Origin of the sequence: Mesorhizobium australicum WSM2073 (genome assembly GCF_000230995.2) — a bacterium.
Classification (GTDB): Bacteria; Pseudomonadota; Alphaproteobacteria; order Rhizobiales; family Rhizobiaceae; genus Mesorhizobium; species Mesorhizobium australicum.
The window spans coordinates 4,651,762-4,669,654 of sequence record NC_019973.1 but is presented as its reverse complement, the minus strand read 5'-3'; the positions used below and the strand labels follow the sequence as shown (position 1 = coordinate 4,669,654).

21 protein-coding genes are annotated in these 17,893 nt (G+C 62.3%); 11 read left to right on the top strand and 10 right to left on the bottom strand.

Annotated features, from left to right (window positions below):
- Together MESAU_RS22550 and MESAU_RS22545 are read left to right on the top strand one after the other, a co-directional pair.
- Nucleotides 1-477 carry a DUF3828 domain-containing protein gene (locus MESAU_RS22550; protein ID WP_015318334.1) on the top strand — a complete coding sequence of 159 codons (477 nt, stop codon included), beginning with the start codon at nt 1-3 and terminating at the stop codon, nt 475-477.
- Between the two features lie 4 nt (nt 478-481).
- Nucleotides 482-1,090 carry a YqhG/Tai3 family protein gene (locus tag MESAU_RS22545; protein ID WP_015318333.1) on the top strand — a complete coding sequence of 203 codons (609 nt, stop codon included), beginning with the start codon at nt 482-484 and terminating at the stop codon, nt 1,088-1,090.
- 8 nt (nt 1,091-1,098) lie between these two features.
- Here MESAU_RS22545 and queF read toward each other — a convergent pair whose 3' ends face one another.
- Nucleotides 1,099-1,560, bottom strand: a complete 462-nt coding sequence (queF, locus tag MESAU_RS22540; RefSeq protein ID WP_015318332.1) for a preQ(1) synthase — start codon at nt 1,558-1,560, stop codon at nt 1,099-1,101.
- Between the two features lie 56 nt (nt 1,561-1,616).
- Between queF and MESAU_RS22535 the strand changes: the two genes are divergently transcribed.
- Nucleotides 1,617-3,662: an oxidoreductase gene (locus MESAU_RS22535; RefSeq protein WP_015318331.1), complete on the top strand. Its 2,046-nt coding sequence runs from the start codon at nt 1,617-1,619 to the stop codon at nt 3,660-3,662.
- 100 nt (nt 3,663-3,762) lie between these two features.
- Here the strand turns inward: MESAU_RS22535 and MESAU_RS22530 are convergent, their stop codons facing one another.
- Nucleotides 3,763-4,170, bottom strand: coding sequence for a hypothetical protein (locus MESAU_RS22530; RefSeq protein ID WP_015318330.1), 408 nt, complete (start codon nt 4,168-4,170; stop codon nt 3,763-3,765).
- Between the two features lie 145 nt (nt 4,171-4,315).
- Here MESAU_RS22530 and MESAU_RS22525 point away from each other — a divergent pair, with 145 nt between their 5' ends.
- Complete coding sequence (locus MESAU_RS22525) at nt 4,316-4,744, top strand: MarR family winged helix-turn-helix transcriptional regulator (RefSeq protein WP_015318329.1); 429 nt, start codon at nt 4,316-4,318, stop codon at nt 4,742-4,744.
- On the opposite strand, the gene MESAU_RS22520 is transcribed toward MESAU_RS22525, so the two are convergent.
- On the bottom strand, nt 4,741-4,917 hold the full coding sequence (locus MESAU_RS22520) for a polysaccharide deacetylase family protein (protein ID WP_224583106.1): 177 nt from the start codon (nt 4,915-4,917) through the stop codon (nt 4,741-4,743). The two genes, MESAU_RS22525 and MESAU_RS22520, sit on opposite strands and share 4 nt — an antisense overlap.
- A gap of 104 nt (nt 4,918-5,021) precedes the next feature.
- Nucleotides 5,022-7,094: a putative bifunctional diguanylate cyclase/phosphodiesterase gene (locus MESAU_RS22515; RefSeq protein WP_015318328.1), complete on the bottom strand. Its 2,073-nt coding sequence runs from the start codon at nt 7,092-7,094 to the stop codon at nt 5,022-5,024.
- 306 nt (nt 7,095-7,400) lie between these two features.
- Here MESAU_RS22515 and MESAU_RS22510 point away from each other — a divergent pair, with 306 nt between their 5' ends.
- Both MESAU_RS22510 and tdh read left to right on the top strand, forming a co-directional pair.
- Nucleotides 7,401-8,588, top strand: coding sequence for a glycine C-acetyltransferase (locus MESAU_RS22510; RefSeq protein ID WP_015318327.1), 1,188 nt, complete (start codon nt 7,401-7,403; stop codon nt 8,586-8,588).
- 51 nt (nt 8,589-8,639) lie between these two features.
- Nucleotides 8,640-9,674, top strand: coding sequence for an L-threonine 3-dehydrogenase (gene tdh / locus MESAU_RS22505; protein ID WP_015318326.1), 1,035 nt, complete (start codon nt 8,640-8,642; stop codon nt 9,672-9,674).
- 107 nt (nt 9,675-9,781) lie between these two features.
- Here the strand turns inward: tdh and MESAU_RS22500 are convergent, their stop codons facing one another.
- Complete coding sequence (locus MESAU_RS22500) at nt 9,782-10,219, bottom strand: MarR family winged helix-turn-helix transcriptional regulator (protein WP_015318325.1); 438 nt, start codon at nt 10,217-10,219, stop codon at nt 9,782-9,784.
- A gap of 87 nt (nt 10,220-10,306) precedes the next feature.
- Between MESAU_RS22500 and hmgA the strand changes: the two genes are divergently transcribed.
- From hmgA to MESAU_RS22480, 4 genes are read left to right on the top strand one after another with little or no spacing between them, the layout of a single operon-like run.
- Complete coding sequence (hmgA, locus tag MESAU_RS22495; RefSeq protein WP_015318324.1) at nt 10,307-11,620, top strand: homogentisate 1,2-dioxygenase; 1,314 nt, start codon at nt 10,307-10,309, stop codon at nt 11,618-11,620.
- Nucleotides 11,621-11,631: 11 nt separating this feature from the next.
- The gene (locus MESAU_RS22490) at nt 11,632-12,519 is read left to right on the top strand and encodes an MBL fold metallo-hydrolase (protein WP_015318323.1); all 888 of its coding nucleotides are present in this window, start codon (nt 11,632-11,634) and stop codon (nt 12,517-12,519) included.
- The gene (locus tag MESAU_RS22485) at nt 12,516-13,529 is read left to right on the top strand and encodes a fumarylacetoacetate hydrolase family protein (protein WP_015318322.1); all 1,014 of its coding nucleotides are present in this window, start codon (nt 12,516-12,518) and stop codon (nt 13,527-13,529) included. Before MESAU_RS22490 ends, MESAU_RS22485 begins: the two co-directional genes overlap by 4 nt.
- 21 nt (nt 13,530-13,550) lie before the next feature.
- Complete coding sequence (locus MESAU_RS22480; RefSeq protein ID WP_015318321.1) at nt 13,551-14,087, top strand: DinB family protein; 537 nt, start codon at nt 13,551-13,553, stop codon at nt 14,085-14,087.
- Between the two features lie 4 nt (nt 14,088-14,091).
- Here MESAU_RS22480 and MESAU_RS22475 read toward each other — a convergent pair whose 3' ends face one another.
- The 3 genes from MESAU_RS22475 to hppD form a co-directional block, all read right to left on the bottom strand.
- A complete protein-coding gene (locus tag MESAU_RS22475; protein ID WP_015318320.1) occupies nt 14,092-14,469 on the bottom strand; it encodes a type II toxin-antitoxin system VapC family toxin in 378 nt (125 codons plus the stop codon).
- Nucleotides 14,466-14,690 (bottom strand): type II toxin-antitoxin system Phd/YefM family antitoxin, encoded by a 225-nt coding sequence (locus tag MESAU_RS22470; RefSeq protein WP_015318319.1) that lies wholly within the window; start codon nt 14,688-14,690, stop codon nt 14,466-14,468. Before MESAU_RS22470 ends, MESAU_RS22475 begins: the two co-directional genes overlap by 4 nt.
- A gap of 66 nt (nt 14,691-14,756) precedes the next feature.
- Nucleotides 14,757-15,869 carry a 4-hydroxyphenylpyruvate dioxygenase gene (gene hppD, locus MESAU_RS22465; RefSeq protein ID WP_015318318.1) on the bottom strand — a complete coding sequence of 371 codons (1,113 nt, stop codon included), beginning with the start codon at nt 15,867-15,869 and terminating at the stop codon, nt 14,757-14,759.
- Between the two features lie 135 nt (nt 15,870-16,004).
- Between hppD and MESAU_RS22460 the strand changes: the two genes are divergently transcribed.
- The gene (locus tag MESAU_RS22460; protein WP_041163864.1) at nt 16,005-16,472 is read left to right on the top strand and encodes an Lrp/AsnC family transcriptional regulator; all 468 of its coding nucleotides are present in this window, start codon (nt 16,005-16,007) and stop codon (nt 16,470-16,472) included.
- Here the strand turns inward: MESAU_RS22460 and MESAU_RS22455 are convergent.
- Together MESAU_RS22455 and aztC are read right to left on the bottom strand one after the other, a co-directional pair.
- Nucleotides 16,469-16,807 carry a protein tyrosine phosphatase family protein gene (locus MESAU_RS22455; protein WP_015318316.1) on the bottom strand — a complete coding sequence of 113 codons (339 nt, stop codon included), beginning with the start codon at nt 16,805-16,807 and terminating at the stop codon, nt 16,469-16,471. The genes MESAU_RS22460 and MESAU_RS22455 overlap by 4 nt on opposite strands.
- A gap of 149 nt (nt 16,808-16,956) precedes the next feature.
- Complete coding sequence (gene aztC, locus MESAU_RS22450) at nt 16,957-17,892, bottom strand: zinc ABC transporter substrate-binding protein AztC (protein ID WP_015318315.1); 936 nt, start codon at nt 17,890-17,892, stop codon at nt 16,957-16,959.
- Between the last annotated feature and the right edge of the window lies 1 nt (nt 17,893).

Here is a 17,893-nt window from a genome sequence, read left to right as displayed (position 1 = left end):
ATGAAACTGCTGCTCGCTGCCATCCTGTCGATTGCCGCACCAGCCGCGGCATTGGCCGGCCCGGCGTCCGACGCCGTGAAGTTCTTCTATGTCCCGCAGGTCAAGTTCGAGGCCGACGCGCAATACCGCGATCGCTTCACCGAGCCGGTGACGAAACTGTTCGACCTCAACGACCAGGCGACCAAGAAGAATCCGGACCAGGTCGCCTGTATCGACTTCGACCCCGGCCTCGACGCGCAGGATTTCGACCAGAAGGCCCTTTCCAAGACACTGAAGCTGTCCGAGACGGTGGAGGGCGATACGGCGCAGGTGGTGGCGAGTTTCAGTCTTTTTCCGGAAGGAGACGATTCGCAGCGCGAAATGCACTGGTCGCTGAAGAAGGTCGACGGCAAGTGGAAGATATCGGACATTGCATCGAAGACCAGCGACTGGACGCTGAGCCAACTCGAATGCATGGCGGGCCAAGATCCGGAGTGATGCGATGGCCGGTCGCACGCTTCTTTTGTTCTCGGCCGTGTGCCTGCTGGCGGCGGACTTGAACGGCACGGCCGCTCAGGGGCTGTTGGGCGCGCCGCCGGCAAAAGCTCCGGCCGGGACCGCGCCCGATGACAGCGTGACGCCGCCGGCAACCCCGCCTGGCGGCGCCGCGGAGCCGCCGACCCCACCCGTCGCATCGCCGCCAAGCGAGCCTGCCGCTCCAATCCAGCCGGGGTCGCCGACAGCGGTGGTGCGGCCGTTCTACGATCAGGTCGGCCTGGAGGTCGATCCTGCTCAGCGCGGCCATTTCATCGATCCGGCGAAAGCCGTGCTCGACAAGAGCGATGCCTTGCGCAAATCCGGGCAGGGCGAGTGCCTGGACCCCAACATGGCGCTCGACAATGCGGACTACGACAAGGCCGAGATCGACAAGAGCCTGAAGACGCTCGAAGCGATCAATGGCGACCAGGCCAAGGTGATCGTCGCCTTCGTCGTCGCCGGTAACCCGCACCGCCTCGAATGGAAGTTCAAGAAGGTCGATGGCGAATGGAAGATAGCGGACCTTTTGTCGGTGACTGGCGAATGGGCGCTCAGCCAGTACCAGTGCGAATGATGGCCGAACTAGCCGCGCCCGCGATAGGGGGTGACGCCGGTATCCGGCAGCCAGGCGCCTTCGGGCGGAGCGCCGGTCTGCCAGAACACATCGATCGGAATGCCGCCGCGCGGATACCAATAGCCGCCTATGCGCAACCAGAGCGGCTTGGTCGCGGCCACGATGCGGCGTCCGATCATCACCGTGCAGTCTTCATGGAAGGCGCCATGGTTGCGAAACGAGGTCATGAACAGCTTGAGCGACTTCGATTCCACCAGGGCGGCATCGGGTGCGTAGTCGATGACGATGTGGGCGAAATCCGGCTGTCCGGTCACCGGGCAGAGCGAGGTGAATTCCGGGCAGGTAAAGCGCACGATCGCCGGCGGCCCGTCGCCGCGCGAAAACGGCACGGTTTCCAGGACCGCGGCTTCGGGGCTCTGTGGCGTCTCGACGTGCGTGCCGAGCTGGGTGAGATTTTTGGTATCGATCATATGCGGTTTCCCTTGGATTTGCCGCTCATAGCACAAATTAAAACGGCAGGAAGACGATGACCAGCAACGACCCGCTTCTCCAACCCTACCAGCTCAAGCATTTGACGCTGAAGAACCGGGTGATGTCGACCAGCCACGAGCCGGCTTACTCGGAGGACGGCATGCCGAAGGAGCGCTACCGGCTCTACCATGCCGAAAAGGCCAAGGGCGGCATGGCGCTGACCATGACCGCCGGCTCGGCGATCGTTTCGCGCGACAGCCCGGCTGCCTTCGGCAATCTGCACGTCTATGACGACCGCATCGTGCCGTGGTTGGCCGAACTCACCGATGCCTGCCATGAGCATGACTGCAAGGTGATGATCCAGATCACCCATCTTGGCCGCCGCACGGGTTGGAACAAGGCCGACTGGCTGCCGGTGCTCTCGGCTTCGCCGGTGCGCGAGCCGGCGCATCGCGCTTTCCCCAAGACCATCGAGGACTGGGACATCGAGCGCATCGTCGCCGACTATGCGTCGGCCGCCCAGCGCTGCCAGGCGGCCGGGCTCGACGGCATCGAGTTCGAATCCTACGGCCATCTGATGGACGGCTTCTGGTCGCCTGCCACCAATCATCGCGATGACGAGTATGGCGGTTCGCTCGACAACCGCCTGCGCTTCACCAACATGGTGCTCGATGCGGTGCGGGCGGCGGTCGGCGAGAAATTCGTCGTCGGCATCCGCATGGTCGCCGACGAGGATTTCGACAAAGGCCTGTCGAAGGAGGAGGGCGTCGAGATCGCCAGGCGGCTGGCCGGCTCCGGCAAGCTCGATTTCCTCAACATCATCCGGGGCTCGATCGAGACCGACGCGGCGCTCACCAAGGTCATTCCGGTGACCGGCATGCGGTCTTCGCCGCATCTCGATTTCGCCGGCGAGGTGAGGGCGGCGACGAAATTCCCGACCTTCCACGCGGCGCGCATTTCCGATATCGCCACCGCACGCCATGCGATCACCACCGGCAAGCTCGACATGGTCGGTATGACACGCGCCCATATCGCCGATCCGCACATCATCAAGAAGGTGATGGAGGGCCGCGAGCACGAGATACGTCCCTGTGTCGGCGCTACCTATTGTCTCGACCGCATCTATGAAGGCGGCGAGGCGCTGTGCGTTCACAATGCGGCGACCGGCCGCGAGGCGGATATCCCGCACGTCATTGTCAAGACGGAAGGGCCCAAGCGGAAAGTGGTGGTCGTCGGCGCCGGCGCTGGTGGGCTGGAGGCGGCGCGCGTCGCAGCCGAGCGCGGTCATCAAGTCACGATCCTCGAGGCATCATCACAAGCTGGCGGCCAGGTGCGTCTGGCGACCCAGAACCCGCGCCGCAAGGAATTGATCGGCATCATCGACTGGCGGCTGGCCGAACTCGACCGGCTCGGCGTCGAGATCCGCTATGACACCTGGGCGGAACAGGACGATGTTCTGGCGCTGGCGCCCGACGTCGTGGTGATCGCCACCGGGGGCCTGCCGCAGAACCCGCCGCTGGCCTCCGGCGACAATCTCGTCACCTCGAGCTGGGACATCATGGCCGGCAGCGTCAAGTCGGCCGAAAATGTGCTGCTCTACGACGACAATGGCGGCCATCAGGGCATGGGCGCGGCCGAACTGATTGCCAACAGCGGCTCGAAGCTGGAACTGGTTTCGCCGGAACGCTTCTTCGCCCCCGAAATGGGCGGCATGAACCACGTACCCTATGTCAGGGCCTTCCAGGAAAAGGGCGTCACCGTCACCATCAATACCCGCCTGCGCTCGGTGCGGCGCGAAGGCAATCAACTGATCGCGGAACTCGCTTCGGATTTCGCCGGTGGCTGGCGCGGAGAGCGCAGGGTCGACCAGGTGGTGGTCGAGCACGGCACGGCGCCGCTCGACGATCTGTACCTTTCGCTGAAACCGCTGTCGAAGAACGGTGGTGCGGTCGACTATGAGCGGCTGGTCAACGGCGGCGACATTTTTCCCAAGCGCAACGCGAATGGCGGCTTCGTGCTCTTGCGCATCGGCGACGCGGTTGCCTCGCGCAACATCCACGCCGCAATCTATGACGGGATCAGGTTCGGGATCAGGATTTGATCACGATCGGGTGGCGCGCAACGGCCTTTGCAAGGAGAGCCACCTGCCGCTCTGGTCCGTTGCGCGCCGCGCATGATCGGCTTTCACCGGCCGTGCGATTCTAAAACATCTTGGCGGTCGCCATGCAAAGCACGGTGATGACCAGCAGCCCGCCGGCGATGCGTTCGCCCCTGGTCATTTTCGCGCGCAGCGCCGTTTGGGTCGCGGCATCGGCGCCGGCAAGCTGCCTGCTGGCGGAGCCCACAAGCGCGCCTTGCACGCCGGCGGCGATCAGCGCCGTCAAAATGCCGAGCGCCAGTATCTTTTCCATCGAGCCAAAAGCACCCTCATGAAAGAAATACCAGAGCAGCAAACCGGTCAGGAAAGCCAAACCGGCCGCGCCCATTTGCGGCCGGAAGAACCGCTCTGCCCGGATGTCCGGATCGCGGCCAACCGCGATGGTCGTGCCGGCCCAGAAGACGCCGGCCATGACGTGCAGGCCGATGACGGCGATATAAACATATTGCATGACCGCATTCCTCTCATTCGCCCACCGCCTACGCGCCGCAACCATGCTGCGATGCCATCAATAAGGTAAAATTAGATATCTAACGGTTAGATGTCAATCACGAAGCCAAGTTTCACATTCCCACTGCTTGCTCTACTGTCAGATCATGACACCATTTGACCGCCCGCCGGTCGGCATGAATCTCGGCCGAACCGCCAAGCTTGTCGCCCAGGCCTTCGACGCTGCCTTGGTTGAAGCAGGCGGCACATTGCCGGTCTGGCTCACGCTGCTGTCTGTCAAGTCGAGCGAGCTTGCCAATCAGCGCGAACTCGCCGGCATGATCGGCATCCAGGGCGCGACGCTGACCCATCATCTCAACGCGATGGAAGCGCAGGGCCTGCTGACGCGGCGGCGCGATCCCGTTAACCGCCGGGTTCACCTGGTCGAATTGACGGAGACGGGAGAAGCGCTGTTCGAGACGTTGCGGCAAGCGGCACTCGTCTTCGACAAGCGGCTTCGCAAAGGACTGTCCGACGAGCGTCTGGCGGAATTTGCGCAGGTGCTTGCGGCGTTGCGGAAAAACGTAGAGAGCTAGGAATGCCGGCCTGTTGGACGCACTGGCCTCGGCATGCATACCGACCATGAACAGCGTTGCCGGAACCGCGCTGCCTCCAAGACGTCGAGGATGTTGCTTGTACCGTTCAGCGGACCGTCGTCGAAGGTGAGATAGATGGTGCGATCCGCGCCATGGGCAGGCAACGCCGACATCAACATGGCTGCCAGGGCAAGCCGAAAGAATGTCATGGAGCCGCTATCCCCTCGCGGTCAGGACAGGCCGCCATTTCCGCGGCTGCTTGTCAAGGCTGGCCGGGTTACGCCAGGCTTCCCTGCAATACCGTCAGCCTGGCTTTCTTCGGCATGCGGGCGGTCAGCCATTCCAGCGCCTTGTCATGCGGCATCGGGAAGGCGATGGAATAGCCCTGCACCTGGTCGCAGCCGATCGCCATCAGCGAATCGAGCTCGGCCTCGGTTTCGGCACCCTCGGCGACGATGGAGATGCCCAGCCCCCGCGCAAGTTCAGTGATGGCGCGCACGATCTTGGAGTTGTCGCCATTCTCATGGATGTTTTGCACGAAGCGACGGTCGATCTTGAGCCTGTCGATCTCGTTGGGATTGACGTGGCTGAGCGAAGCGTAGCCGGTGCCGAAATCATCGAGCTCCAGATGCACGCCGGCCGCCCTGATATGACGCAGCTTCGCCGCGATGCCGGTCTTCTCGTCGTCCAGAATGACGGATTCGACGATTTCCAGCGACAGTTTCTGCGGCGGCAGTCCGGCTTTCTCCAGCGTATCGAACAAAAACGCATCGAAATCATGCTCGCGCAACTCGGTACCCGAGACATTGACCGCAAGCCGGCCGAAGGCAATCCCGGCACGGTTCCACTCGGCGGCCTCGTTGATCGCCTTGCTGATCACGATGCGGCCGATCTCCGGCATGAAGCCGCATTTCTCGGCCACCGGGATGAATTCGCCCGGCGAGATCATGCCGCGCTCGGGATGATTCCAGCGCACGAGCGCTTCGATGCCGCTGATGGTGCCGTCGGTCAGCGAGACCTGCGGCTGGAAATAGACCTGGAACGCCTTTTCGGAAATGGCGACCTTGATGTCATGTTCGAGCTGCTTGCGGTAGTCGAGTTCGCGGCGCAGTTCCTCGGAAAAGAACGAGAAGTTGCCGCCACCCATTTTCTTGGCGGAGTAGAGCGCCAGATCGGCATGGACGAGCAGGTCCTGCGCGTTGTCGGCATCGATCGGATAGACCGCGATGCCGCCGCTGGCGCCCGGGAGAATGGTGGTGCCCTGGAACACGATCGGCTCGTTGATGTGCACCAGGATGCGCCGTGCCAGCATGTTGATGTCCTCGGTGCTGCCGGCCCCGTTGAGGATCATCACGAATTCGTCGCCGCCGAGCCGCGCGCACAGATCCGAGGCGCGGCAGGAATCGCGCATGCGCTGTGCCGTCACGACCAGGACATAGTCGCCGGCGGCGTGGCCCAGCGTATCGTTGATCTGCTTGAAGCGATCGAGGTCGAGCTGGACTACGGCCAGGCGCTCGCGCCGGCGATGCGCGCCCTTGATCAGCGTCTCGAAATGGTCGGTGAGGAAGGTGCGGTTGTGCAGGCCGGTCAGGCCGTCATGCACCGCGATGAAGGCCATCGAATTGCGCGCGTCGACCAACTCACGCGTCTTGCGCAGGATCGCGTTGGACATCGGCCTGAAGATGAACAGCGCCACCAGCAGGATGACGCCGAGTGTGGCGTAGAACAGCGTGCGGTGGAGGGAGAGCAGCTTTTCGGAGCGCTCGTCGGCATCGGCGCTGATGCGCTGGCCGAGCGCGGCATAGCCCGACAGCGTGGCATTGGCGACCGAGGCATCGAGATTGACGCGTTCGGCGCCGCCCTTGTAGCCGCCATTGTCGCCAAGATTGAGCTGCGATTCCAGTGCAGAGACCAGCCGGTCGCCATTGGCGATCAGGCCAACCGAGAAATAGTCGAGATGGAAGGGCTTGGCGAAAAGCACGCTCTGGATCGACTTCGCATCGAGCTTGGCCGGCGATTGCGGATCCGCGCCCGTCTGCTTGAGCAGCAGATCGTAGTTCGTCTCGAACTCCGCCGTGGCCTGCTTCAGCGCGCTGACCAGCGCCGGCTGCTTGTCGCGCGAGGCGGCGCCCGTTGCGTTGGCCAGGAAGACGATGCGCTGCGACAGCGTCTTCTGCGTACCGACGATGTCGAGCAAGGTGTTGTTGTGCTGCTGCGTGGCCATCGTCTGCTGCAGCAGGACGAAGGAGGCCGCGACCATGGCGGCAATGATCAGCAGCGCCAGCCAGTAGCCAGCCTTGATCAGCAGTATGAGCTTGCCTGAAACGGTTTGCACCGGCTGCTGAGACATGTTCGGGGGCGGTCCTCTCGCCAACGGATTTATGCGAGCACCATTGAACTGCAAACGTTAACAGGACTGGAAATCGACGGCCGCCCGGCGCGGACGAGAGGCGGAAAGATCACGAAATGGTTATCGGGTTCTTTCGCGGCCGCCCCGCATTTGAGCATTCGTCGGCCCATGCGTTTCCGGGTGGTCACCTGGGCAATGTCGGAACGTCCCAGCTGATGCTGCCCGGCCACCTGATCCGGTCGCTTTTACGATGGATTTTTTGTGCGGGCGGGACGACAGTCTGCCGACGTCAAACGGGGCCCGATCATGACCGCAGCATTTCTCTCCCATATCGACAGCGAGCTTGCAGGGTTGAAATCCGCCGGGCTCTACAAGTCCGAGCGGGTGATTTCCTCGATGCAGTCGGCTGAGATCGAGGTCGGCGGCGAGAAAGTGCTGAACTTCTGCGCCAACAACTATCTCGGCCTTGCCGACAGCGCGGAGCTGCGCGCCGCGGCCGCGCAGGCGCTCGACCGCTACGGCTACGGCATGGCCTCGGTGCGCTTCATCTGCGGGACGCAGGAAGAACACAAGCAGCTCGAGACGACGATTTCATCGTTCCTCGGCTTGGAGGACACCATCCTCTACGGCTCCTGCTTCGACGCCAATGGCGGCCTGTTCGAGACGCTGCTTGGCGAGGAAGACGCAATCATTTCCGACGCGCTCAATCACGCCTCGATCATCGACGGCGTCCGGCTGTCAAAGGCCAAACGCTTTCGCTACGCCAACAACGACATGGCCGATCTCGAGGCACGCCTGAAGGAAGCCAAGGATTGCCGCTTCCGGCTGATCGCCACCGACGGCGTGTTTTCCATGGACGGCATCATCGCCAATCTCTCAGGCGTCTGCGACCTGGCCGAAAAATACGACGCCATGGTCATGGTGGATGACAGCCATGCGGTCGGCTTCGTCGGCGGAAACGGGCGCGGTTCGCCCGAGCATTGCGGTGTCGAGGGCAGGGTTGACATCATCACGGGCACGCTCGGCAAGGCGCTCGGCGGCGCTTCGGGCGGCTACACCTCGGGCAAGAAGCAGGTGGTCGACTGGCTGCGCCAGCGCTCGCGGCCTTATCTCTTCTCCAACACGCTGATGCCGGCGATCGCCGGCGCCTCGATCAAGGTGTTCGAGCTGATCCGCAATGGCGACGGATTGCGCGAGCGCCTATATGCCAATGCGGCGCGGTTCAGGTCCCAGATGGGCAAGCTTGGCTTCACGCTGGCCGGGGCCGACCATCCGATTATCCCGGTGATGCTGGACGATGCCACATTGGCGCAGGAGATGGCGGCGCGCATGCTGAAGCGTGGTATCTACGTCATTGGATTCTCATTCCCTGTGGTGCCGAAGGGCCAGGCCCGCATCCGCACCCAGATGTCGGCGGCGCACTCCAGCGCCGACATCGACCGGGCCGTGGAAGCGTTCGGAGCGGTCGGCAGGGAATTGGGCGTGATTTCCTGAAGGGCCGGTAGCGAAAAGCGATTCCGGATCAAAGATTCAAGGGACAAGAGAATGTCGAACATGATGAAGGCACTGGTGAAGGCCAAGGCCGAACCGGGCATCTGGATGGAAGAGGTTCCGGTGCCGGAGATCGGCCCCAACGATGTGCTGATCAAGATCAAGAAGACCGCGATCTGCGGCACCGATGTCCACATCTACAACTGGGACCAGTGGGCGCAAAAGACGGTTCCTGTGCCGATGGTGACCGGCCACGAATTCGTCGGCACGGTAGCCGACTTTGGTGCCGCGGTCACCGAATACAAGGTCGGCCAGCGGGTGTCGGGCGAGGGACACATCGTCTGCGGTCATTGCCGCAACTGCCGCGCGGGCAGGGGACATCTATGCCGTAACACGCTCGGCGTCGGCGTCAACCGTCCGGGCGCCTTCGGCGAGTACCTGGCCATTCCCCAGCACAATGTGGTGCCGATCCCCGACGACGTGCCGGACGAGATTGCCGCGATCTTCGATCCCCTGGGCAATGCGGTCCACACGGCGTTGTCCTTCGATCTGGTCGGCGAGGATGTGCTGGTCACCGGCGCCGGACCGATCGGCATCATGGGCGCGCTGGTGGCGCAGTGCGTCGGCGCACGCAAGGTTGTCATCACCGACATCAACCCGGTGCGCCTGGCGCTGGCGAAGAAACTCGGCGTCCAGCATGTCGTCGACGCTTCGCAGGAGAAGCTGCGCGACGTCATGCCAGCACTCGGCATGACTGAAGGTTTCGATGTCGGGTTGGAGATGTCGGGCGCCGCACCTGCCTTCCGCGACATGATCGACACCATGAACAATGGCGGCAAGATCGCCATCCTCGGCATCGCCCCGACTGGTTTCGAGATCGACTGGAACAAGGTCATCTTCAAGATGCTGCACTTGAAGGGCATCTACGGCCGCGAGATGTTCGAGACCTGGTACAAGATGATCGCCCTGGTGCAGGGCCCGCTCGACGTCTCGGCGCTCATCACGCACCGCATCGGCATCGACGATTTCCAGGCCGGCTTCGATGCGATGCGCAGCGGCAGTTCCGGCAAGGTGGTGATGGACTGGTAACGGCGCGCATAGCGCTATCCGGTGAAACGTCTGCGCGAGGCGCCCCCCTCTGTCCTGCCGGACAGAGGGGGGCGCTGTCCCCCCAGCCTATCCCCATTTTTTCAGCGCTACTTCTCTTCCAACGTCCTCTCAAGCGCCGCCACCCCACGCACAATCGCCGCACGTTCGTCCACGCCAAGTTTCGCCAGCAGTTCCCGCTCGAAACTCTGCGCCAGCGGCACCATCTCGCGATAGGCTGCAAGCCCGGCGTTGGTAAGCGTCAAGTGCTCGACGCGGCGGTCGTTCTCGTCAGGTGTTCGTACCAGCCAGCGCCGCCGTTCTAACTCAGCCACGGCGCGCGAGACCTTGGTCTTGTGCATGGCCGACTGCTCGCCAAGTTCCGTCGCGGTCATCGTGCCGCGCTGTCCCAATCCCGACAACGTGCGCCATTCGGGCCGGGTCAGGCCATGGCGGTCCTTATAGACCTTCGAGAATTCGCGGCTGACCGCATCTGCAAGGCGGTAGAGCCGGTAGGGCAGAAAGCTTTCGAGTTCGAGAATGTCCATTGTCCGCATCCGGGAAAAACGGAAGATTGATAGTTACATTTTCGATGGTTACAAATGAAACCAATTTGGTCAATCCGGGAGGAAGCAATGGCCTTTTCCTATATGCCGGGTTTCGGCAACGACTTCGAAACCGAAACCTTGCCCGGCTCACTGCCGCAGGGACGCAACTCGCCGCAGCGGCCGGCCTACGGCCTCTATGCCGAGCAGCTTTCAGGCTCGCCCTTCACCGCGCCGCGCGGCACCAATGAGCGCTCCTGGCTCTATCGCATCCGGCCGAGCGTCAAGCACACGGGCAGGTTCAAGGCGGCGAGTTATCCCCTGTGGAAGAGCGCCCCCAATGTCGGCGACCACGAGCTGGCGCTTGGCCAGTACCGCTGGAATCCGGTGCCGATGCCGAAAGAGCCGACCGACTTCATCAAGGGTATGCGCACCATCACCACCGCCGGCGACGTGCTTGGCCAGACCGGCATGGCTGCCCATGTCTATGTCGCCAACCGCTCGATGACCGACGATCATTTCTTCAACGCCGACGGCGAGCTGCTGATCGTGCCGCAGGTGGGCAGCTTGCGCTTCATCACCGAGATGGGCGTCATCGAGCTTCGGCCCGGTGAAATCGCCGTGCTGCCGCGCGGCCTCGTCTTCAAGGTCGAACTGGTCGACGCCGAAGTGCGCGGCTATGTCTGCGAGAATTACGGCGCCAAGCTGACGCTGCCTGACCGCGGCCCGATCGGCGCCAATTGCCTGGCCAACCCGCGCGACTTCAAGACGCCTTGCGCCTGGTTCGAGGAGAAGGAGACGCCGTGCCGGCTGATCGTGAAATGGTGCGGCAATTTTCACGTCACCGAGATCGGCCATTCGCCGCTCGACGTCGTTGCCTGGCATGGCAACTACGCGCCCTATAAATATGATCTGGCGAGCTTTTCGCCGGTCGGTGCGCTGCTGTTCGATCACCCCGATCCGTCGATCTTCACCGTGCTGACGGCGCCGAGCGGCGAGGAAGGCACCGCCAACATCGATTTCGTCATCTTCCCGCCGCGCTGGCTGGTGGCGGAAAATACGTTCCGGCCGCCCTGGTACCATCGCAACATCATGAGCGAGTTCATGGGCCTGATCCATGGCCAGTACGACGCCAAGGAGGAAGGTTTTGTCCCCGGCGGTATCAGCCTGCACAATCTGATGCTGGCCCATGGCCCGGATGCGCCTGGCTTCGAAAAAGCCTCGCGCGCGGACCTGAAACCGGTCAAGCTCGACAACACCATGGCCTTCATGTTCGAAACCCGCTTTCCGCAGATGCTGACCCGCTACGGCGCCGAACTCGAAACCCGGCAGGACAATTACATCGATTGCTGGGCCGACCTGAAGAAGCGGTTCAATGGCACGCCCGAGGGCGACTGGTCTTGAGCGGCAAGCCAATGCCGGACCGGCTGGTGCTGCTCGGGTCGAAAGGCGGTCCGGCACTGCGGCCGGGCGGGCCGTGGCCGAGCTCGACGCTGCTCGAAATCGGCGGGCGAGCCATCGTCGTCGATTGCGGGCTCGGCGTGACGCGCGGTCTGGTCGATGCCGGTGTCAGCCTGAAGGCACTCGACCTGATCTTCATCACGCATCTGCATTCCGACCATGTGCTTGAACTCGGGCCGCTGATCCACACCGCATGGACGGCTGGCTTGGCGACGCCGGTCACCGTGTTCGGGCCGCCTGGGCTTGGCCACTACTGGCGGCGCTTTTGTCAGGCGATGGAATTCGACATCGAGATCCGCATCGCCGACGAGGGCCGCCCCGATATTCGCGAGTTGGTTTCTGTCGACGAATTCGGCCAAGGGCATGTGGTCGAGCAGCGCGGACTGAAGGTGACGGCACTGCGCGTCGACCATCCGCCTGTGACCGATTGCTTCGCCTTGCGCTTCGAGCATGGGGGAAACAGCGTGGTGTTCTCGGCCGATACTGCTTTCTTTCCGCCGCTGGCCGATTTTGCCGATGGCGCTGCTATCCTCGTCCATGAAGCCATGCTGGAAGAAGGCATCGAGCGGCTGGTTGCCAGAACCGGCAATGGCGCGCGGCTCAGGGAACATCTGCTCGCCAGTCACAGCTTTGCCGAGGAGGCAGGCCGTATCGCCAGCGATGCCGGCGTCAAAAGATTGGTGCTCAATCACCTCATTCCAGCCGACGATACCGAGATCGGCGAGGTCGACTGGATAGCCGCTGTCAGGAAAACATGGGCTGGCGACTTGACGATCGCTCGCGACGGCCTTGTTGTGGAGTTAAGCGGCGCCAAGGCCGCATCAGGAGAGGGAACCGCATGAAGCTTGCCACGCTGAAGGACGGAACACGCGACGGAAAACTCGTCGTCGTTTCGCGCGACCTGACGCAATACACCGACGCCTCGTTCCTGGCGCGCACGCTGCAGGCCGCACTCGACGACTGGCGCAGGATCTCGCCGCATCTCGCGACCATAGCGGAATCGCTGGAGAACAATGCGTTGCCGGCGGCTCGTTTTCACGAGCATGACGCGCATTCGCCGCTGCCGCGCGCCTATCAATGGGCCGACGGCTCGGCCTATGTGAACCATGTCGAACTGGTGCGGAAGGCGCGCGGCGTCGAGATGCCGGCAAGCTTCTGGACCGACCCGCTGATCTACCAGGGTGGCTCGGATTCCTTCGTTGCCCCGCGCGATCCGATCCGTCTAGCGGACGAGGCCTTCGGCATCGACATGGAAGCCGAGATCGCCGTCATCGTCGACGATGTGCCGATGGGCGCCAGCCTCGAGGAAGCGCGCGCCGCGATCCGGCTGGTCATGCTGGTCAACGATGTCACGCTGCGCGCGCTGACCGGGCCGGAACTGGCCAAGGGATTCGGCTTCTTCCAGTCGAAACCGTCCTCCGCCTTCTCTCCGGTCGCGGTGACGCCGGATGAGCTGGGCGATGCCTGGGACGGCGGCAAGGTCAATCTGCCGCTGCTTGCCGACATCAACGGCAAGCCGTTCGGCCGCGCCGATGCCGGTGTCGACATGACCTTCGATTTTCCGGCGCTGATGGCTCACGCCGCCCGCACAAGGCCGCTGGTGTCAGGCACCATCATCGGCTCGGGTACGGTGTCCAACAAACTCGACGGCGGCCCGGGCAAGCCGGTCTCTGCGGGCGGAGCCGGTTATTCCTGCATCGCCGAACAGCGCATGATCGAGACCATTGTGTCAGGCGAGCCCAAGACACCTTTCCTGCGCTTCGGCGACACCGTGCGCATCGAGATGAAGGACAGATCAGGGCATTCGATCTTCGGCGCCATCGAGCAGAAGGTCGAGAAATACCAGCGGTAGGCACAATGAGAGGTTTGAGTGATGGACCTGCTGGATCATCTGCGTCGCATGGCGAAGAACAATCTCTGGTCGAACGACCGGCTCTATCGCGCCGTGCTTGCGCTGAAGCCCGGTGAATTCGAGGCCGAGCGCACCAACTTTTTCCCGTCGATCAAGGCAACGCTCAACCATGTCCTCGCGGTCGATCATCTCTATCTCGATTTTCTCGAAGACGGCCGCCTCGGTGCGGCTGCCTACGATGACTTCGTGCCTTTCGATGCCGCGCCCGAGCTTTACCTGGCTCAGCTTGCGGCCGACCGGCGGCTGATCGCCTTCTGCGATGGCCTGTCGAAGGCCGATCTCGATCGCAGCGTCGTCACCGACCGGCGCGAGGACGGCATGATCCCGGAAAAGACCGGCGATATCCTGGCGCACGTCTTCCTGCACGACATCCACCATCGGGGCCAGGTGCATGCCATGCTCGCGGGTACCTCCGTAGCACCGCCGCAGCTCGACGAGTTCCTGCTCGATTATGACGTTAAGTTGAGAACAGCGGAGGTCGAACGGCTGGGATTATGAAACGTCATGCCAGCGCGACGTCATAGAGAGCAAATTGCTTGTCCGCTGTCAGGATGGTGAGATTCTCGACCTGCGCTTGGGCGATCAGCAGCCGGTCGAACGGATCGCCATGGTGGCGGGGAAGGCGGCCGACAACATGCGCATGCTGAAACGTGATGGTCAGCGGCTGGAATTGCATTCTCGGGAGTAACGCCGGCAGGTCGTCCGGAACGTCGAGTTTGCCGATCGATCGCTTGATCGCGATTTCCCAAACGCTTGCCGCGCTGGCGTAAACGGTCGCGTCCGATGCAAGGACAGCCCGGTGCTCCTCGCTGAGTCGAGGGTCGTCCTTAATAGACCAAAGGATAATTTGCGTATCGGCAAGAAAGGAGCCGGCAGTCATTTGACGTATTCGTCCCATTCGGGACCGAGTTCGTCAAAATCGTCCGCTATCCAAATCTTGCCCTTTAAGGCGCCAATACGGGGCAGGAGATTTTCGCCGAGCGGTGGCACCAGCCGAGCCGCGATCTTGCCGTGACGTGTAAGCACGATCTCTTCGCCAGCTTGCGCACGGCTGATCAGTTCCGACAGTTTTGCCTTGGCTTCTGCAATGGAAACATTCATGGGCTCGACCTCTTATGACCAAAATTTAGGTCATAATTAGTCGAGCCGCAAGCGGAGCCGGAGAAATTACTCTGCCGCCTGAACCTTGATCACACCGCGCTTGATCTGGTCCTGCTCGATCGATTCGAACAGCGCGCGGAAATTGCCTTCGCCAAAGCCTTCGTCGCCCTTGCGCTGGATGAACTCGAAGAAGATCGGCCCGATCACGGTCTTCGAAAAGATCTGCAAAAGAATCTTGGTCATGCCGCCGTCGACCACACCTTCGCCGTCGATCAGGATGCCATGCTTCTTCATCCGCTCGATCGGCTCGTCATGGCCGTTCACGCGGTCATACGACATGTCGTAGTAGGTCTCGGGCGGGCCGGGCATGAATTTCAGCCCGTTCTCCGCGAGCTTGTCGGTGGCGGCGTAGATCTCGTCGGTTCCCACCGCGATGTGCTGGATGCCTTCGCCATTGTACTTCTTCAGATATTCGGCGATCTGGCTGGTTTCATCCTTGGACTCGTTGAGCGGAATGCGGATCTTGCCGCAGGGCGAGGTGATCGCCCGGCTGACCAGGCCCGTGATCTTGCCGTCGATGTCGAAGAAATGGATCTGCTTGAAACCGAACAAATTGCGGTAGAAATCCCACCATTTGTCCATCTGGCCGCGATAGACGTTGTGGGTCAGGTGGTCGAGGAAATAGAAGCCGACGCCTTGCGGCTTGGGGTCGCGTTCGCCGAGCCACTCGAATTCAGCGTCGTAGGCCGAGCCCTTCTTGCCATAGCTGTCGATGAAATAGAGCAGCGAGCCGCCGATGCCGACGATAGCAGGCACGTCGAGCGCCTTGTCGTCGCCTTCGTAAGGCATGGCGCCCTTCGAGACGGCATGCTCGAAAGCGTGCTTGGCATCGACCATCCGCCAGGCCATCGAGGCAGCACAGGGGCCGTGCTTGTCGGCGAATTTCATCGCATGCGAGCCGGGCTCGGCATTGACGACATAGTTGATGTCGCCCTGGCGCCAGACGGTGATGTCCTTGGTGCGATGCCTGGCTACCGCGACATAACCCATGCGGGTGAACAGCTCGGCCAGCTTCTGCGGCTCCGGATGCGCGAATTCGACGAACTCGAAACCGTCGGTGCCAGCGGGGTTGTCTTTGCTGATCGTGGCGGGCGGGGCGTCGTGCGGGAAAGGACCCATGATATCCTCCGGAAGCTGCTCGGCCTGAAAAGCCGTTCGAAACCATAATAGCGCGGAGCCCACGCACGGTGCTTGCATTCAAAAGCTTGAAATGGTGATGTCATGCGCGAACCGTGCATGGTGAAGGCAAAAATCGTGGATGACGCGCGCATTGATCAGTTCGACCGCAAGATAATGGCGCTTTTGCAAGGCGACGCGCGGCTCACCAACAACGATCTCTCCGAGCGGGTGAACCTCTCTGCTTCGCAATGCTCGCGCCGCCGCCAACGGTTGGAGGAGGACGGCTACATCAAGGGCTATCGAGCGGTGCTCGACCGCGACAAGCTCGGTTTCTCGCTGGTCAACGTCATCTCGGTGACACTGGCCACCCACAATCGCGACAATGCGCGCCGCTTCGGCGAATTGGTGGCACGGCTGCCCGAGGTGCAGGAGGCTCACGCACTGACCGGCGAGATGGATTACATCCTGAAGGTCGTAACGCCAGACCTCAAATCACTGTCGGAATTCGTCAACGGCGTGCTCCTGCCGCACGAATCCGTGCAGCATGTGAAGACGGCGATCGTGCTGGAGACGCTGAAGGAGACCGGCGCGCTGCCGATTTAACCCTTCGACTGCTGGATCAGCCCGTACAGATTGGTACAGCGGGCTCCGGAGCGGCAATAGGCGAACACCGGGCCGTCGAGCTCATCGAGCGCCTCGGCCTGGTCGTCGACATTCTCTCGCGTGATCTGGCCGCTGATCACCGGAATGTAGCGAAAGGCGAGGCCAGCGGCCTCGACCGCGGCCTTGAGCGTGTCCGCCGAAGGCTGTCCCGGCTGCTCATCATCAGGCCGGTTGCAGATCACGCTCTTGAAGCCGGCTTCCTTGATGGCGGCAACGTCCTCGGGCTGGATCTGGCCCGAGACCGAATAGTCTTCACTGATCTGGCGGTATTCCATGGCTCGTATCCTCGCGATCTCTTTGACGGCAGTCTTGCCACTCCGGGAGGGGGGCGGCAATCCGCATCGAAGGAATTCTCTGCCAAATAGACATCGCGCGCCAGAAAATCCAACCGGGCCGATACGGCCCGGCTGGCCGCAGATCAAACTCAGCTGCCGAGAATGGCGCCTTTGATCTGGCGGATGTTGTTGTGCATCATGTCGATATAGGTCGAGCCGGGGCCGTCGGGCTGCGACAGCGCGTCCGAGTAAAGCGTGCCGCCGACCTTGATGCCGGTCTCGCTGGCAATCTGCTCGATCAGGCGAGTGTTGGTGATGTTCTCGACGAAGATGGCCGCAGCCTTGTCCTGCTTGACCTGCTCGACCAACTTGGCGACATCGGCGGCCGACGGCTCGGAATCGGTCGAGATACCTTGCGGGGCGAGGAAAGTCAGGCCGTATTCGTGCTCGAAATAGCCGAAGGCGTCATGCGAGGTGATGACGACGCGCTTTGCCTCGGGGATCGACTGGATCGCCGCCTTCACTTCGCCTTCCAGCGCGTCGAGCTTCTTGGTGTAGGCGGCGGCATTGGTCTGGTAGCTGACGCAGCCGTCGCTGTCGGCCGCACAGAAAGCTTCGGCGATGTTCTTCACATAGATCCTGGCATTGGCGATCGACTGGAAGGCGTGCGGATCGGTGACCGTCTTGCCGGTGCCGGCGCCTTCGGCCGCGTCGGCTTCGGCGAATTCAGGCTTGAAGTCGATCGGCGTCACACCCTTGGTCAGCGTGACGATCGAGGCCTTGGTGGCGCTGGCATCGACCAGCCGCTGCAGGAAACCTTCGAAATGCAGGCCGTTGACCAGCACGATGTCGGCCTTCGCCATGGCGACCGCGTCGGCAGGGCTTGGCTCATAGACATGGGCGTCGCCATCCGGCCCGACGATCGTGGTGATCGCGACGCGGTCGCCGCCGACGTTTTTGGCAAAGTCGGCAATGACCGTAAAGCTGGCGACCACCTTCAGCGGCGCAGCGAAGGCCGATGATGCGCCAAAGGCAGTTAATGTTATAACGCTCAATGTCAGGCCGGCACGGATCGTTTTCAGCATA

Excerpts from the sequence above, each read along its gene's own strand:
- MESAU_RS22545 (WP_015318333.1), top strand. The coding sequence starts at position 482 with ATGGCCGGTCGCACGCTTCTTTTGTTCTCGGCCGTGTGCCTGCTGGCG.
- hppD (WP_015318318.1), bottom strand. The coding sequence starts at position 15,869 with ATGGGTCCTTTCCCGCACGACGCCCCGCCCGCCACGATCAGCAAAGAC.
- MESAU_RS22535 (WP_015318331.1), top strand. The coding sequence starts at position 1,617 with ATGACCAGCAACGACCCGCTTCTCCAACCCTACCAGCTCAAGCATTTG.
- queF (WP_015318332.1), bottom strand. The coding sequence starts at position 1,560 with ATGATCGATACCAAAAATCTCACCCAGCTCGGCACGCACGTCGAGACG.
- MESAU_RS22500 (WP_015318325.1), bottom strand. The coding sequence starts at position 10,219 with ATGGACATTCTCGAACTCGAAAGCTTTCTGCCCTACCGGCTCTACCGC.
- aztC (WP_015318315.1), bottom strand. The coding sequence starts at position 17,892 with ATGCTGAAAACGATCCGTGCCGGCCTGACATTGAGCGTTATAACATTA.
- MESAU_RS22475 (WP_015318320.1), bottom strand. The coding sequence starts at position 14,469 with ATGACTGCCGGCTCCTTTCTTGCCGATACGCAAATTATCCTTTGGTCT.
- MESAU_RS22480 (WP_015318321.1), top strand. The coding sequence starts at position 13,551 with ATGGACCTGCTGGATCATCTGCGTCGCATGGCGAAGAACAATCTCTGG.
- MESAU_RS22515 (WP_015318328.1), bottom strand. The coding sequence starts at position 7,094 with ATGTCTCAGCAGCCGGTGCAAACCGTTTCAGGCAAGCTCATACTGCTG.
- hmgA (WP_015318324.1), top strand. The coding sequence starts at position 10,307 with ATGGCCTTTTCCTATATGCCGGGTTTCGGCAACGACTTCGAAACCGAA.
- MESAU_RS22530 (WP_015318330.1), bottom strand. The coding sequence starts at position 4,170 with ATGCAATATGTTTATATCGCCGTCATCGGCCTGCACGTCATGGCCGGC.
- MESAU_RS22510 (WP_015318327.1), top strand. The coding sequence starts at position 7,401 with ATGACCGCAGCATTTCTCTCCCATATCGACAGCGAGCTTGCAGGGTTG.
- MESAU_RS22470 (WP_015318319.1), bottom strand. The coding sequence starts at position 14,690 with ATGAATGTTTCCATTGCAGAAGCCAAGGCAAAACTGTCGGAACTGATC.
- MESAU_RS22490 (WP_015318323.1), top strand. The coding sequence starts at position 11,632 with ATGCCGGACCGGCTGGTGCTGCTCGGGTCGAAAGGCGGTCCGGCACTG.
- MESAU_RS22550 (WP_015318334.1), top strand. The coding sequence starts at position 1 with ATGAAACTGCTGCTCGCTGCCATCCTGTCGATTGCCGCACCAGCCGCG.
- MESAU_RS22525 (WP_015318329.1), top strand. The coding sequence starts at position 4,316 with ATGACACCATTTGACCGCCCGCCGGTCGGCATGAATCTCGGCCGAACC.
- MESAU_RS22485 (WP_015318322.1), top strand. The coding sequence starts at position 12,516 with ATGAAGCTTGCCACGCTGAAGGACGGAACACGCGACGGAAAACTCGTC.
- MESAU_RS22520 (WP_224583106.1), bottom strand. The coding sequence starts at position 4,917 with ATGTCGGCGTTGCCTGCCCATGGCGCGGATCGCACCATCTATCTCACC.
- tdh (WP_015318326.1), top strand. The coding sequence starts at position 8,640 with ATGTCGAACATGATGAAGGCACTGGTGAAGGCCAAGGCCGAACCGGGC.
- MESAU_RS22455 (WP_015318316.1), bottom strand. The coding sequence starts at position 16,807 with ATGGAATACCGCCAGATCAGTGAAGACTATTCGGTCTCGGGCCAGATC.